The sequence below is a fragment of the Pseudomonas reidholzensis genome, from assembly GCF_900536025.1.
GTDB lineage: Bacteria > Pseudomonadota > Gammaproteobacteria > Pseudomonadales > Pseudomonadaceae > Aquipseudomonas > Aquipseudomonas reidholzensis.
Genome location: NZ_UNOZ01000030.1, coordinates 240,281 through 255,608, shown reverse-complemented (window position 1 = coordinate 255,608; position 15,328 = coordinate 240,281). Strand labels below are relative to the sequence as shown.

Here is a 15,328-nt window from a genome sequence, read left to right as displayed (position 1 = left end):
TCACTCCGGTTGGGTAGAGTCGGGGGCCGTGATCAGGCGAACGGTGCGAAAGCCGACATGGGCGGTGGCCAGGTCAGCGTCCTGCCGCTCGCGTGCGGCGGCGCGGTAACGTGCGCAATAGGAGGTGGCACAAAGGAACGAGCCGCCTTTGATGATGCGTGGACCGGGCTGGCCCGACGCCCCGCGCAACAGCCCAGGGTCGCCGTTGGCATGGCTGATGAGCAGGCCTCGCTGAACATCGGTGGTCCATTCCCAGACGTTGCCGATCATGTCGAACAGGCCAAGATCGTTGGCGGCGAAACAGCCCACGGGCGCCAGACCGGCAAAACCATCCTCGGCATCATTGGTCAGCGGAAAGATCCCCTGCCAGTAATTGGCGACAGGGCGCCCGTGGGCATCACGCGGTTCTTCGCCCAGGCGCTGCGAGTCGCCCCCAGCGCGGGCGGCATACTCCCACTGGGCCTCGCTCGGCAACGTGTTACCGCGCCATTGTGCGTAGGCCTGGGCGTCGGCCAGGGTGACCTGGGTCACCGGCTGCTGGTCGAGCACTGCTGCCGGGCCATTCGGACCGTCTGGATAGCGCCAGTTGGCGCCTTTGAGGTACTGCCACCAGGGCAACGGCGACGCACTGGCGGGGTTGTCGCCTGGCACCCTGAACACCGCGGCGGCGCCCGCCCGTTCAGCGTCGGTCAGGTAGCCGGTGGCGCTGACGAACGCGGCAAACTGGGCACGCGTGACTTCGGTGCGATCGATCCAGAAGTCTTCGATGGCCACCGCTGCCAGCGGCCGTTCATCCGGGTAACCCGCGCCGCTACCCGGTGTAAAGCGCCCGCCACGAATGTGCAGCATGCCCGCCTGCGGGTTGCTCTGCCAGCCCGCCGGCAAGCCGTTGTAGGCTTGGCAACCGGCCACACTGCCCAGCGGCGGCGACGTACGTGTCCCGCTGAGGATACCTGCCAGCACCAGCACGCCCAGGCAGCCAAGGGCGATGCCAACCCGCTTCACGGTGTTGGCGCCTGCGGTGGCCTGACCACGCCGACTTTTTGCGCATAGGCTTGCCAAGCCTGTTTCAAGCGCTCCAGGGTCTGCGGCTCACGGGATGACAAGTCGTCCACCTCGCCCCGGTCGCGGTCCAGATCGAACAGCTGCCAGCGCAGCGGTTGCGGCGCCTCGCCGGGCTTCGCCCAGGGCCGCAAGCCGAGCAGCTTGAGATTGCCTTCGCGGTAGTAGAGGCCGCCAAACAGTTCGCCCGCCAGCACGGGTGGCGCCCCGGCCTCGCCCTGCAACACCGGCAGCATCGAGCGCCCTGTGATCGGGTGCTTTGGCTGGCCCTGATACTCGTTGCCCGGGTCGGCCACCTGGGCCAAGGCGAGAAAGGTCGGCGCCAGGTCGTCTACCCGTGCCACCGAGCGCTCCAGGCCTTGACGGTGCAGGCTGGCGGGGAGGTGGACAATGGCCGGCACGCTGATCCCGCCTTCGGCGGTAGTCCCTTTGAACAGGCGCCACGGGGCTGCGCTGACTTCTGCCCAGCGCGGGCCGTAATCGACCTGTGAGCCGCGTCGACCGAGGTTTTCCAGGCGGTTGTCAGTGTCCGGCCCCGGTGGGTAGAACTGCTCGTGGTGCTCGCCAGCAGCGCCGTTGTCGGACATGAACACGATCAGCGTGTTGTCGTACTGCCCGCTGCGTTCGAGGTAATCCAGCAAGCGGCCGATGTTGTGGTCGAGGTTGTCGACCATGGCGGCATAGATTTCCATCTTGCGCGCCTCGACCTGGCGTTGCTCGGGGTTCAACTGCGCCCATCCCGGCAACGCGGGGGTGATTGGCAGGGGCGCGGCAGGCACGAAGTCGGCCGGCAACAGGCCCTTCTCGCGCATCCGCGTGATGCGCGCCAGGCGCACAGGGTCGTAGCCGGCGTCATAGCGCCCGCGGTACTTGTCCAGGTACGCCTCCGGCGCCTGCAGTGGCCAGTGCGGCGAGGTGTAGGCGGCGTAGGCGAAAAACGGCGTGTCGCTGCCCTGCCCTTTTTGCAGAAAGGCCAGCAGCTTGTCGGTGTAGAAGTCGCTGGAATAGAAGTCGTCGGGCAACTGGACCGGCTTGCCGTTCTCTCGGTAGCTGAGCTGGGCGATCTTGCTGCTCGGGTCAGCCGGGGGCTTGAAGTGCACGCCGCCGCCTTCGAGCAAGGTGAACGACTGCTCGAACCCACGCCGGTCCGGACCTTGCTCCGGTGCCAGGCCCAGGTGCCATTTGCCCACCATGCTGGTGCGATAACCCCCGTCACGCAGCAACTCGGCAATCGAATGGGCCTGCTCGTTGAGGTAGCCCTCATAGCCAGGCTTGCCGCGCTGGAACGGTTGCAAGCCTTCGGCCATGCTGCCGAGCCCAACGAGGTGATTGTCGGTGCCGGACATCAGCATGGCCCGGGTCGGGGAGCACGTTGGCGCGGCGTACATTTGGGTCAGTTGCAGGCTGTGCGCCGCCAGCCGGTCCAGGTTGGGCGTGGAGATTTCGCCGCCAAAGGCCCCAAGGTCGGAATAGCCCAGGTCATCGGCGACGATCAGCAGGATGTTGGGGCGCTCGGCGGCCCCGGCGCCCTGCGCTACGATGCAGGCCAAAGCCGCGAGTAGAAACGGAAAACGCACGCGTGCACCTCCTCTGTTCATTCTTCGAAGATGGCCACGGCGCGGACGAAGCCTGCGGAGGCGTGGCGGATCTTGTACGGGAAGCACGACACCATGAAGCCGCTGCTTGGCAAGGCGTCGAGGTTGGCCAGTTTCTCCATTTGCCCGTAGCCGATATCGCGCCCGGCCTTGTGCCCTTCCCAGATGATTGCCGCATCGCCGCTCTGGGCGAAGCGTTCGCGGGTGTACTTGAAAGGCGCGTCCCAGCTCCAGGCATCGGTACCGACCACACGCACGCCGCGCTCGAGCAGGTACAGGGTCGCCTCGCGGCCCATGCCGATGCCAGCATCCAGATACCCCGGTTGGCCAAACAGGCTGCCGGCTCGGGTATTGACCAGGACGATGTCCAGCGGCTGCAGGTCGTGACCAATCCGTTCAAGCTCAGCGTGCACTTGCGCGGCGCTGACCACATGGCCGTCGGGCAATGCGCGAAAGTCGAGCTTTACCCCAGGCTGCAGGCACCACTCCAACGGCAGTTCATCGATACCGAAGGCCGGCTTGCCGCCGTCGGTGGTCGAGGCATAGTGCCAAGGGGCATCCATGTGCGTGCCGCTGTGGGTGGTGATCGACAGCCGCTCCGCGGCCCAGGACTCCTGCCCGGGCAACTGGTCCATGCTCAAGCCTGGGAACATCGCAGCCATCTCTGGCCAGCCCTGCTGGTGATCCATGTAATCGATCTTCGGCAACAACGGCGGCGGGTCGGTGTAGGGGTTGTTATCGAGGGTTACGGAAAGGTCGACGAGGCGGCGTTTGCGAGTCGGGGTCATGGCATTTGCTCTCAGGCGTTTTCAAGGGGCGCGCGCACGCGGCGCGGCGGTTGGGTGAGGTTCAAGGCGTGACGTACCAGCGCCAGGGCGGTGCCGTCATGGCGAAAGCCGCAAGCGCGCGCCTGCGGTGTACTCAACGGTGGAAAGCGCCCGAACAGCGCCTCCAGTTCGGCATCGGGCTGGTAGCTGACCAGGGCGCGACGTGCCTGGCCGAAGGTTTCGGCCAGGGCATCGACCACCTCGCCAATGGCCAGGTGCAGCACCGGCAGTTGCCAGACCCGTTGTGCGCCCAGGTGGCGCAGCTCGGCGGCGTGCAGCAGGTTGTCCACGCAGCGCGCAGCCGACATCCACCAGGCGCAGGCCTGCGCCGATACCGGGCACTGGTAGGGCTGGTCATTGGCGAAGGCGTGCAGCAGCTCGCTCATGAAGCCCGAGCGCAAGCCGCTGGAGGCGCCCGGCCGGGCAACGATGCCTGGCAGGCGCAAGGCGCGGCCGTCGATGTCACCGCGCCGGCTGAGATCGCTGAGCAGTGATTCGACCATCAGCTTGTGCGTCCCGTAAGACAGCTCGGGATGCGTCGCAGCGTGCTCGCCCATGCGTGCGGGCAGCCCGGAGCCATACACCGCAATGCTGCTGGCATACACCAGCACCGGCGGCCTGTGGCTGTCGCGCAACTGTTCGAGCAGCTCCAGGCTGGCCGCCAGGTTGACCTGCTGACCCAGGCGATAGTCCTGTTCTGCCGCACCGCCGGCGATGCTCGCCAGGTGGAATACCACGTCGACGCCATCAGCCAATGCACGGCGTAACAGCGCCGGCTCGGTGATGCTTGCGCACAGGGGACGCAAGCGCTGGTCGTCCGGGAACCCCTGTAACTGGTGGTCAAGCAGGACCAGGGTCTCGATGCTCTGCCCGCGCAACAGGCCCTGTGTCAGCAGACGTTGCACCAGCAGGCGGCCGAGAAAGCCCGCCGCGCCGGTGACCATCACACGCATGGCGAAACTGCCTGCACCACCTGTTGTTCGATGGCACCGAACAACGGCGTGCCATCGCGGCTGCGGGCCTCCATGCGCAGCGTGTCGCCAAAGCGCATGAAGCCGGTGCGCGCGGCGCCGTGCTCGATCATCTCGATCGCCCGGCGCTCGCTGATGCAGGCAGAGCCGACACTGCGGTCGGCGTTGGAGACGGTGCCCGAGCCAATCACGGTGCCCGCGTGCAGGCGCCGTGTCAGCGCCGCATGGGCGATCAACTGATGGAAGCCAAAATGCATCGCGCCGCCGTGCGGATGGCCAAACCACTTGCCGTTCCAGCTGACTTCCAAGGGGCGCTGGACGCGTCCTTCGTGCCAGTCTTCGGCCAATTCGTCCGGTGTTATCGCCACGGGAGCGAAGCTGGATGACGACTTCGCCTGGATGAAACCAAAGCCGGTCTTCATCTCCCGCGGCGCCAGCGCACGCAGGCTGACGTCGTTGACCTGCAGCACCAGGCGCACGTGCTTCAACGCCTGCTCGGCAGTGCAGCCCATCGGCACGTCGTCCACCAGCACGGCGAACTCGCCTTCGAAATCGATACCGTGTGCTTCGCTGGGCAAGGCAATCGGCTGGCGCGGGCCGAGAAAATCATCCCCTGCGCCCTGGTACATCAGCGGGGTGTGCTCGACACCTTCGATGGGCGCCAGGTTGAACGCGCGCTGCATCAGTTCGCCATGGCTGAGAAAACACGAGCCGTCCAGCCACTGCCAGGCGCGCGGCAGCGGCGCCATGAGCTGGGCCGGGTCAAACCCGAATGCGCCAGGCAACCCACCGCCATTGAGCGCCTGGTAGCGCGCCTGCAGGGGGGCTTCCACCTCTGTCCAGCGTTCGATCGCCGCCTGCAAGGTGGGGGCGATGTCCGCCGCATTCACCGCGCGGGTCAGATCACGTGATACCAGCAGCAAGCGGCCGTCGCGGCTGCCGTCGGCCAGAGTTGCCAGTTTCATTGCGGCACCTCCTGCGGGGCGCGTGTGAAAGGGAAACGTGTGTGCATGGAGACTCCGTTGTGAGTGTTTGCCACCACGCCTTCAGCGGGCGGACGGTGCCGGCGTGGCCAGTGGACGAAACAGCCTCGGCAGGGTCAGGCAGACCAATGCCAGCACCAGTTGCGCCAGCGCGACCTGCGCCAGGGCATCGGTGAGTTGCAGGGGGTCACCCTGGCTGAGCCCGAGGACCACCAGTGGGCTGATGAATTCGCCCGCGAACAGCGCGGCGGTAAAGCCGCCCGTCGCGCGACCGCGTTGAGCGAAGCTGGCCTGGGCCATGACCCAGGTGATCAGCGTGGGCAGCATGAGGCCGATGCCAAGGCCATTGATCAGTACCGCAAGGGTCAACCACAACGGGTTGCCCGCCACGGCCATCAACAGCCCGCCACTGCCGGCAACGGCAAATGCGAGCAGCAGCAGGTACGGCTTGGCGACGCGCCCCAGCAGGCGGAAACTCAGTGCGCCGATCAGCACGCCAAGCTGATTGGCGCCCATGACCATGCCAACGTGCTGAGGGGAGTCGACGTGCAGCAGGCCGAGGAGAAACCCTGCCTGCACCGGCACGATGAACAGGCTGATCCCGGCCAACGCGCTGAACGCATACAACGGCAGCAGGGCCAGCCAGGGCAGACCACCCTGCACCGCAGGGGCAGCCGCCGCTTCAACGGCTTTCTGTTCCCAAAGCAAACCGGCCATCAGTGGCAACAACAGCAGGCCGATGCCATACAGCACATAGGGTGTGCGCCAGTCGTCCTGACCCAACGCGCCCCCGACGGCGATGAACAGCGCTGCCGAAAGTGAAGTGCAGACCATCTGCAAGGCGAACAGTCGCTCACGCCGCGCCCCCTGGTAATAGTCGCCAATCAGCGTGGTGCAGCAGGTCATGATCCCCGCCTCCGCCAGCCCAAGCCCGGCCCGGCTGGCCACGATCGCCGGCAGCGACTCGAGCCACAGCGGCATCAGGCCGAACACGCTGTAGAGCAGCATGGAGCCGAGCAATAAAGGCTTGCGCCCGACCCGATCGGCAATCACCCCGGCAAAGGGCGCCAACAGCGCAATCATCAGTGCGGGAATGGTCAGGCTGATCGGCACCAGCAATTGCGCAGCGGGCGTGTCGGCAAAATGCGCCTGCATCCGCGGCAGGACCGGTGCCAGCAACACTGCGCCGAGTACCGGCAGGCAGCTGCCCAGCAGCAGGAGCAGCGATTGCGGCCATCCAGGTTTACGTTCATCACGCATGTGCAGTTACTCCGGAGGGGGTTTGCGGCGCTGTCTGCCCGGCTCCACGGCGGCCCTCGGACTGCAACAGGAAGTGCGCCAGTGCCGGCAGCAGCAGCAACGCGCCGACCATGTTCCAGACAAACATGAAGGCCAGCAGCACGCCCATGTCGGCCTGGAACTTGATGGGAGAGAAGATCCAGGTGCCGACCCCGATCGCCAGCGTCACACCCGTCAGCATCACCACCTTGCCGGTGGACACCAGCGCCCGGTAGTACGCATCTGAAAGGCTGGCACCCTGACGCAGGTGACCGAGCATGATGCTCATGACATACAGCGCGTAGTCGACACCGATGCCCACGCCAAGCGCGATCACCGGCAAGGTGGCGACCTTGACGCCGATACCCAGGGCGACCATCAACGCCTCGCAGAGGATCGAGGTGAGCATCAACGGGATGACCGCACACAGGGTCGCGCGCCAGGAGCGGAAGGTGACCAGGCACAACAGGATCACCGCACCGTAGACCCAGAACAGCATCTCGCGGTTGGCGTCCTTGACCACGATATTGGTCGCCGCCTCGATCCCGGCACTGCCGGCGGCCATCAAGAACTGCACTTGGTCGGTGTCGTTGGCAGCCGCGAACGCCTCGACATGCTCCACCAGGCGGGTCAAGGTCTCGGCTTTGTGATCGGTCAGGTAGACATACAGCGTAAGCAGGCTGCACGACTCGTTATAGAGCCCGCGCGGCGCGCTGGCGGTGATCATGTTGAGCATCGCCTGGTTGTTCTGCAGCTCGTACCACTTGGGGCTGCCCTCGGAGAGCCCGACCATCATTCGGCGGTTGAGCAGTGCCAGCGAATTGGTCGAATCCACGCCTGGCAGGCTGCGCAGTTGCCAGTCCAGCTCATCCACCTTGCGCAGCACGTCATAGCGTGAGCAGGCACCGGCCGGGGTGCGCACCATGACCGCGAACAGGTCGCTGCTGGCCCCGTAGCTGCGGGTCATGAACGCGTCGTCCTGGTTATACCGTGAGTCGGCGCGCAACTCCGGCGCGCCGGCATCGAGGTCGCCGATCGCCAGGTGCAGGCTGACCATGAACCCCAGCCCCGCCAGCACCAGGCTGAGCGCGACACACACGCCCGCCCAGGGCTTGCGGGTGAACAGGTCGAGGAAGCGCCAGAAACCATGACGGGCCTGCCCATCGCGCTCGGCGCGCTCGCTGCGCAGGCTCAATTGCGCCGCCCGCGGGCTGACGCCGACATACGAGAGGAGCACCGGCAGCAGGATCAGGTTGGTGAAGATCAGTACCGCTACGCCAATGCTGGCAATGATCGCCAGGTCCTGAATCACCTGGATCTGGATGATCATCAGGACCGCGAAACCGACCGCATCGCAGAGCAAGGCCGTGAGACCTGCGAGAAACAGCCGGCGGAAGGTGAAGCGCGCCGCGACCAGGCGGTGCATGCCGCGGCCGATGTCCTGCATGATGCCGTTCATCTTCTGCGCGCCATGGCTCATGCCGATGGCGAACACCAGAAACGGTACCAGCACTGAGTACGGATCAAGCTCAAACCCCAGCAATGGCAGCAGGCCGAGTTGCCAGACCACCGCCACCAGCGAGCACACCACCACCAGCAGGGTGCTGCGCACGCAGCGGGTGTAGGCGTAGAGCACCACGGTGGTGATCAGGATCGCCACCGCAAAGAACAGCAGGATCTGCTCCAGGCCCTCGATCAGGTCACCGACTTTTTTTGCGAAACCGGTGATGTGGATGTCGACGCTGTCGCTCTGGTACTCGTCCCGCAGCGCCTCCAGCTGCTTGGACAGCACCGCATAATCCAGCGGCTGGCCGTCCGGCGTGTGGGTCAGGAGCGGCACCTGGATGATGCTTGAGCGCTGGTCGAAGGCCACCAGTTGGCCAATCTCGTTGGACAACTGCACATTGCGCCGCAGGTCTGCCAGCGATGCGGCACTGCCCTCGTAGTCGTCGGGGATCACCGGGCCGCCGTCCAGGCCGTCTTCGGTCACCGAAACCCAGCGCGTGGCCGGCGTCCATAGCGACTTCATGTACGCGCGGTCAACCCCTGGCAGCAGGTAGATCCTGTCGCTCAAGGCCTGCAAACTACGCAGGTAGTCGGCGTCGTAAATGTCACCCTTGCGGTTGGCGACGGCGACCCGCAACGCGTTGCCCAGGCCTGACAGCTCTTTCTGGTTGTCCAGGTAGTTGGCAATGTACGGATGCCCGGTAGGGATCATCTTCTCGAAACTGGCATTGAGCTCAAGCCGGGCCGACTGCCAGCCGAGTAATGCAGTGGTCAGCAGGCACAGCAGCAAGACCCAATGCCGATGGTTGAACAGGGCCCTTTCGATCAGTGAGCCCGAGCGGGGATCAAAGGCTTGCGGGCCGGCAGGCGCGGGATGACTGGCGCAATTCATAAACTCACTCCGAAGCGGAAACGGCGGGCTGCGACAGGCGCGTAAGGCCCGTGTAGCCGGCAAATACCAGGCTGCCATCGACCGCCTGAACCACAGCCGAGACCGGCTTGCGCAAAGGTTCGAGAACAGCGCTGAAACCCTTGCCAGAGCTGGCGAACAGGCCGCCCCCCTGGTTGACCATCAGCACGCGCCCGTCACTCAGCGCGGTGGCGTCGGTAAACGACACCGGGGCCAGCAGCGGCAGCGCTTCAGGCGTCTGGGCATCGGCTGCCAGCACAAACGCGTTGCCGTTCAGGCCGCCCAGCACAACGGCGTCGTCGGCGCGCCGGGTGAGGGTAAAGAAGGTCCCCGCATAAGGGCTGGGCAGTTGCTCGAAACGCCCACCTTCAGCCGCCCGCGCCAGGTAGCCCTGCTCCCCGGCCAGGAGCCAGGCAGTGCCCTGCCGCGCAGCAGCGTAGAGGTGCAAGCCCATCGGGTTGTCGATCTGGCCCATCGTCGAGCGCCAGCTGACGCCGGCATCATCGGTGCGCATGGCCAAGCCATAAGCACCCACCACCAACACCTGGCGCGCATCGCTCACCAGCAAGGCCAGGAACGGTTTGTCCGCAGGTTCGGCGAGCACGCGCTCGGCAGTCTCCACCCGGGCCTGGCCGGCATCACTGTCAGGGTTGTCCGCCAGGTCCTGCTGCGCGGCGTCCAGTTCAAGCTGTGCGGCGCGGCGGCCGTCCAGTTGGAGCGTCCAGTGCTGGCCGCCATCACGGGTCGCCAGCACCACGCCGGCGTGGCCGACCGCCCAGCCGCATTCGGCATTGGCAAACTGCACCGCCGTCAGCCCTACCGATACCGGGACCTCTGCCTGACGCCACTGCTGACCGTTATCATCCGACAGCAGGATCAGCCCACGCTCACCCACTGCGACTAGCCGCTCACCCGCACGGGCGATGGCGGTATACACCGCACGTTGTGGGTTGGGCACCATCGCCGCAGGGCTCTGCAACACCTCACCCACCACCAGGCTCTGGGCCATGCAATACGGCGCAATCGGCAGGACAAGGGCCAACAGCAGGCCACTCAACTGACGCGTTCTGTTCATGTTCACCTCGAATCAATTGCTCAGCGGGAGGGCGACCTGCGCCCTCCCCTGCATGCGGTCAGCGCACGCCACGACCGGCCATGGCGGCAGGCGAAAACTCGGCGGGCTTGAGGCGATCGACCACGGCGTACTGCTGGGCTTTGCCGGTGTAGACGTTCTGGATGAACCAGGCGCCGGAGACCAGGTCGTAGAAACCCGAGGACAACTGCGCCACAGCTGGCAGATCAGGCAGTACCGCTGGCAGCGACCAGAGCGTCTTGGCCAACTGGCCGTTGGCATCCCAGCGGTCGCCGAGCATGGCCTGCCAGGTGTCTTCATCGAGGTAATAGCGGCCCTTGGGCAACTGGTGACGCTTGCCTGGCGCCAGGTCGGCTTCCACCACCCAGACACGGTGCAGCTCCCAGCGCACCTGATCGGGGTTCAGGTGATGCTTGGCGAACAGGTCTTCAGGCTTGCCGGCGGCCTGCACCTTGTTGGTGTTGTAGGGGATATACATCTCCTGCTTGCCCACCAGTTTCCAGTTGAAGCGATCCAGACGCCCCTGGAACACGCTCAGCTCATCGAACGACATGACCCCCGCCGTGGCCGGCGTCGGCGTATCGCAGCAGGCATTGGGCAGCTTGCGCACGCGGCGCTGCCCGGTCAGGTAGACGTGCGCCTGGGACTTGTCACCATTGATGTTGGTGCGTCCCAGAATCTGCTCACCAGCCCGCAGTGCCGGGCCGACGTTGAGCAAGCGGAACAGCCAGTAGTCGCCGTCGAAGGTGGCCGCGCTACCCTCCTGGTAGTAGTAGGGCATCTCTTGCACGGCCTTGCCGTCGGTGGTCATCACCGGGGCACCGTCAGCCGTCATCAGGTAGTGGCGGAAATCCATGGCCAGCGAGGTGCCGCGCCAGTTGAGCACGTGGTTCCACATGGCCTCGGTGCCGTCCTTGGGGATCGGGAACGGGATACCGCCATAGGCGCCTTCCGGCACCAGCCCGGCGCTGCTCTGCACAAGCTTGGCGCTGTGCGCATTTTTCAGCGTGTTGTCATACACCCATTGCGGCGCGGCCGCACTGCGGTGCGTGGGATAGACGTCAATGCGGTAGGTGTCCGGATAGCGCTTGAACATCGCCTGGGTGCCATCGCTCAGCTTGGCCGCGTACTGGTCGAGGTTCTTCGCCGTGATGCTGAACAGCGGCTTGTCACCCGCAAACGGATCACTGCGTCTGCCGCCCTCTTTGAAGGCGGGGTCAACCTTGGTGTACCCCCCGTTCCAGGCCGGGATGCTGCCGTCGGCATTGCCGGCGCGCTCGGCGCCAAACGGGGTAAGTTGCTTGCCCAGGTCGTCCGGCGTGGCGGCCTGCACCGTCTGCAGGCTGAGTGTGGCAACCCTGGCAAGCACTACGCAAAAGGTCTTGAGTGAGAAAGGAATGGTCATGCGCGAGTCCCCTCAGAATGTTGTTTTAACCGAGAAGGCCAGGTAATCCCGGTCTTTCAGTGTTTGTTTGAAGGTGAACTGGGAGGCCGCGTTGAGGTTGGTATCCTCCGGGCCGTAGTAGTGGGTGTACGTCAGGCCGAACGTGACCCGGTCAAGGTAGGTGGCGCTGACGCCAATGTTGATGTCACCGCCGCGATCCGGACCAAAGGTGCTGACGACCGCCGATTTGCCCATCGGGAAGTAGCTGACGCCGATCGGCACGCTCAGGTCGATGCCGGCGAATACCTGGCGATAGGTCGGGGTGTAGACCACCTTGATGCCGACACCGTCGTCGGTGGCACTCGGGTCGAGCGCCGGGCGGTTTTTAGTCACCTCGAGCAGGCGGTTCCAGGCAATTTCCGCCACCAGGCTGGACTCCCTGGAAATGAACGAAGGGCCCAGCGACGCGAGCATGTTGAGGTTCAGGTGCGCAGTACGCCCGACGGCGTACAGTGGGTGATCGTCGTTGTCGGCGAGCAGGCCCGGCGTCACCGTCTGGCCATTGGAGACCAGCGGCATGTTCCAGCGCATCGAGGCCTCACCGGCGAAACTGAATTCGTCTACGGTGGTGGCGAAGCTTGCGCCCAATGCCCGAATGTTTTCCGGGTACACCCAGTAGTACTCGCCGATCTGGCCAGAGCTGAAGTTCGGCCCGGTGGCGCTCGGTTTGAGGTACAGCTTCGGCGATTTGTCGTGGTACTGGATGGCATACAGGCCGTACTCCACCGTGTCAGCGGTGTAGCGCAGCTGCAGCCCACCCTGGCCGGAGCTCTTGGCCTCCTTGTCGTTGCCATGGAAGAACGCCGCCGGGCTGTCGGCGTTGCCGCCGAGAAACGCCGGGAACGGCGCCCCCACCACCAGCCGCTCATTACCCTCGCCGATGGTATCGCTGGCCGAGAAGTAGCTGCCGGCACCCGGCAGCCGGGTCTCTTCCCATTCGAACTGGTAGTAAGCGCCGACCGAGAGCGCCTCGGTCAATTGATAGGTGGTGGACAGTTGGCTGACCGGGCGGGTGATCTCCTTGAACTGGGTGTTGGGCACCGACACCGCCTTGACCACGTCGACCGGCGCCATGCCGCCAGCGATGCCGTTGGCGCCGAAGAACAGGCTTTCGCCCCAGATCAGCCCGTGACGACCGAGACGGACTGACAGCGCCCTGTCAGCCACATCGCCGTTCCAGTAGACGAAGGCATCCAGCAGCTCGGCATCGCCGCCATGCAGGTGCCGCGTGTCGTCGGTGAACTGGTCGTAGGCGACCGAGCGCGCGTTGGCGCGGCCGGCATCATTGTTGTCGTTGTCTTTCTGGTACTCGGTGTCGAACCAGCCGGCGCCGCTCAGGCGCGCACCCACTTCGCGGTAACCGATGTCCAGCTCGGAGAGAATATCCAGGCGGTTGGAGATCAGCCCCTTGTCGAAGGCGCGATCACCATCGTCCTGGTTGCGCGCCACGCTGTCGCTGGCGAGCCTGCTGCTCTGGTCTTTCAAGCGCCAAGCCGAGCTGTACTTGAGTGTGTTGTCCCAGCGCAGGCTCAGATCAGGGCTGCCTGTCGATATCTCGAACGCCTGGGCACTAGGGAGGCCCGACACCAGCGCACCGGCGAGCGTCAGGGTGAAGGGCGCACGCCGCAAGGCGGCGATAGGGCGGATAGCCATCGAACAGACCCTCTTTTATTGTTTTTGTTGGCAATACCTAGCTGCCACCTACGGCCGGGTTAGGCGACCCAGACCGATAGGTCGAAGTGCCGAGGTGGGGTCGTCCCGCAGAAAAGGCTGGACGACGGGCAGAGGTTGACCTCAGCGCTGAGATCTGACTAATCGCTTGTTGGGATGTGACCTATCGGCAATCGCGATACCTAGGGGCAGGCATCGCTTCGCGGGGTGCGGGCAGGCAGGAGGAAGGGAGGGAGCGCGGCTGTCAGCCTTCGACAGGCTCGTAGTCGTTGACGTAGGGGACCTGAGCATGCAAACGCCCAAGCAAATCTACCAGGGTATCCACCTCAGCCGCCGACAGCCCGCTGAGCAAGCGCCGTTCCCGCTCCATGGCCACTTTCAGGACCCGGTCATGCAACGCCTTGCCGGCCTCGGTCAGGCTGACGCTGTAGCTGCGTGCATCTTTCGGGTCGACCTGGCTGCGCACGCGACCCGCCGCTTCGAGCGTCTGCAACGAGCGGCTCACCGCGCTCTTGTCCAGGCCGATGGCCTGGCAGATCCGATTGGCGGTGATGTCGCTTTCGACGGCCAGCATCGACAACATCCGCCACTCCACCACGCCGATACCAAAATGTTTGCGATAGCAGAGTGAAGCACCTGTAGCCAGCTTGTTGGCCAGGAACGTCAGCAAGCCCGGGACATAGCGGGCCAGGTTCAATTGGTCGTGATCGGACATCAAGCGGGTACCTGCAGTCAGCGTTTCAGGAAACTAGTTGACACCGCAACTAAATGAACCGAGGATTTCCTCAACCGAGCGTTGCGGGCGATTACCCGCATGATATGCCGCCGTCCAACCCACAAAAACAATTATCAGGCCTTGCTCATGAATACCGTCCCGATTGTCGCCTCCGATCCGCCACCCCCCTCCCCTCTGCGCCCTGGGCTCGCACTGGGCTGATCAGCCCGCTGCACTGCCGTTCGCCACTACCGTTTTTTATCTGCCACTTCACTGTGGAGGGAGAAGTCATGCTTCAGGTCAACGTCATTCGCAAAGCCAAGGAAGCCGAAGGCATCTGCAGCTTCGAACTGGCCGCCGCAGACGGCCGTGCGCTGCCCGCGTTCGGCGCCGGCGCGCACATTGATGTTCACATCGCCGAGGGCCTTACCCGTCGGTACTCCCTGTGCAACGATCCGCAGGAGCGTCACCGTTACCTGATCAGCGTGCTCAAAGACCCAGGCTCGCGTGGCGGGTCGGTCGCCATGCATGAGCAGGTGCAAGAAGGCCAAGCGCTCAGCATCAGCGCGCCACGCAACCTGTTCGCACTGGACCCTGGCGCCGCCAGGCACTTGCTGTTCGGCGGCGGCATCGGCATCACGCCGATCCTGGCCATGGCCTACGAGCTGTTCAACCGCGGCGCCGCGTTCGAGTTGCATTACTGCTTCCGCTCAACTGATCGTGCGGCGTTTCTGCCAATGCTCAGGCTGGCGCCCTTCGCTGATTGCATCGTGCTGCATGATGACAGCGGTGCGCAGGCGCAAAAACTCGACGCCCACCACCTGCTCGCAACCCCTGCCCCAGGTACCCACCTTTACGTCTGCGGCCCGGGTGGGTTCATGACCTATCTGCTGGACGCAGCGCAGCAAGCCGGTTGGGCAGACGCCTGCGTGCACAGGGAGTTCTTCGCCGCTACTGCGGTTGACCCGGCCAGCAACCTGGCCTTCGAGGTGCAACTGGCCAGTTCTGGCCGGGTGTTCAGCATTCCTGCCGACCGGACGGTGTTCGAGGTACTGGACGAAGCCGGTATCGACATCCAGTCGTCCTGCGAGCAGGGCGTCTGCGGCACCTGCGTCACGCGTGTCCTGGAGGGTCTGCCAGACCACCGGGATCAGTTTCTGACCACGGCCGAACACGCCGCCAACGACCGCTTTACCCCGTGCTGTTCGCGTGCCCGCTCGCAACGCCTGGTACTCGACCTGTGAACCCACAACAAGAACGCCAATCGCGCCCC

At 64.9% G+C, this 15,328-nt stretch carries 12 protein-coding genes; 1 reads left to right on the top strand and 11 read right to left on the bottom strand.

The window, feature by feature from the left end:
• The 11 genes from CCOS865_RS20765 to CCOS865_RS20715 form a co-directional block, all read right to left on the bottom strand.
• Positions 1-1,005 carry a formylglycine-generating enzyme family protein gene (locus CCOS865_RS20765; RefSeq protein ID WP_244216149.1) on the bottom strand — a complete coding sequence of 335 codons (1,005 nt, stop codon included), beginning with the start codon at positions 1,003-1,005 and terminating at the stop codon, positions 1-3.
• Positions 1,002-2,660, bottom strand: a complete 1,659-nt coding sequence (locus tag CCOS865_RS20760) for an arylsulfatase (RefSeq protein ID WP_119144322.1) — start codon at positions 2,658-2,660, stop codon at positions 1,002-1,004. Before CCOS865_RS20760 ends, CCOS865_RS20765 begins: the two co-directional genes overlap by 4 nt.
• Positions 2,657-3,445, bottom strand: a complete 789-nt coding sequence (locus CCOS865_RS20755; RefSeq protein ID WP_119144320.1) for a cyclase family protein — start codon at positions 3,443-3,445, stop codon at positions 2,657-2,659. The genes CCOS865_RS20760 and CCOS865_RS20755 overlap by 4 nt, the downstream gene beginning before the upstream one ends.
• An 11-nt stretch (positions 3,446-3,456) precedes the next feature.
• On the bottom strand, positions 3,457-4,437 hold the full coding sequence (locus tag CCOS865_RS20750; RefSeq protein WP_119144319.1) for an NAD-dependent epimerase/dehydratase family protein: 981 nt from the start codon (positions 4,435-4,437) through the stop codon (positions 3,457-3,459).
• A complete protein-coding gene (locus tag CCOS865_RS20745; RefSeq protein WP_119144318.1) occupies positions 4,428-5,420 on the bottom strand; it encodes a fumarylacetoacetate hydrolase family protein in 993 nt (330 codons plus the stop codon). The genes CCOS865_RS20750 and CCOS865_RS20745 overlap by 10 nt, the downstream gene beginning before the upstream one ends.
• 81 nt (positions 5,421-5,501) lie before the next feature.
• On the bottom strand, positions 5,502-6,698 hold the full coding sequence (locus CCOS865_RS20740) for an MFS transporter (protein ID WP_119144316.1): 1,197 nt from the start codon (positions 6,696-6,698) through the stop codon (positions 5,502-5,504).
• Positions 6,691-9,114 carry an efflux RND transporter permease subunit gene (locus CCOS865_RS20735; protein ID WP_119144314.1) on the bottom strand — a complete coding sequence of 808 codons (2,424 nt, stop codon included), beginning with the start codon at positions 9,112-9,114 and terminating at the stop codon, positions 6,691-6,693. Before CCOS865_RS20735 ends, CCOS865_RS20740 begins: the two co-directional genes overlap by 8 nt.
• A gap of 4 nt (positions 9,115-9,118) precedes the next feature.
• On the bottom strand, positions 9,119-10,207 hold the full coding sequence (locus tag CCOS865_RS20730; RefSeq protein ID WP_119144312.1) for a WD40/YVTN/BNR-like repeat-containing protein: 1,089 nt from the start codon (positions 10,205-10,207) through the stop codon (positions 9,119-9,121).
• Between the two features lie 58 nt (positions 10,208-10,265).
• Positions 10,266-11,630, bottom strand: coding sequence for a DUF1329 domain-containing protein (locus CCOS865_RS20725; protein WP_119144310.1), 1,365 nt, complete (start codon positions 11,628-11,630; stop codon positions 10,266-10,268).
• A gap of 12 nt (positions 11,631-11,642) precedes the next feature.
• The gene (locus CCOS865_RS20720; protein ID WP_119144308.1) at positions 11,643-13,322 is read right to left on the bottom strand and encodes a DUF1302 domain-containing protein; all 1,680 of its coding nucleotides are present in this window, start codon (positions 13,320-13,322) and stop codon (positions 11,643-11,645) included.
• A gap of 262 nt (positions 13,323-13,584) precedes the next feature.
• Positions 13,585-14,055: a MarR family winged helix-turn-helix transcriptional regulator gene (locus CCOS865_RS20715; RefSeq protein ID WP_119144306.1), complete on the bottom strand. Its 471-nt coding sequence runs from the start codon at positions 14,053-14,055 to the stop codon at positions 13,585-13,587.
• Between the two features lie 290 nt (positions 14,056-14,345).
• Between CCOS865_RS20715 and CCOS865_RS20710 the strand changes: the two genes are divergently transcribed.
• On the top strand, positions 14,346-15,299 hold the full coding sequence (locus CCOS865_RS20710; RefSeq protein WP_119144304.1) for a PDR/VanB family oxidoreductase: 954 nt from the start codon (positions 14,346-14,348) through the stop codon (positions 15,297-15,299).
• Positions 15,300-15,328: the final 29 nt, after the last annotated feature.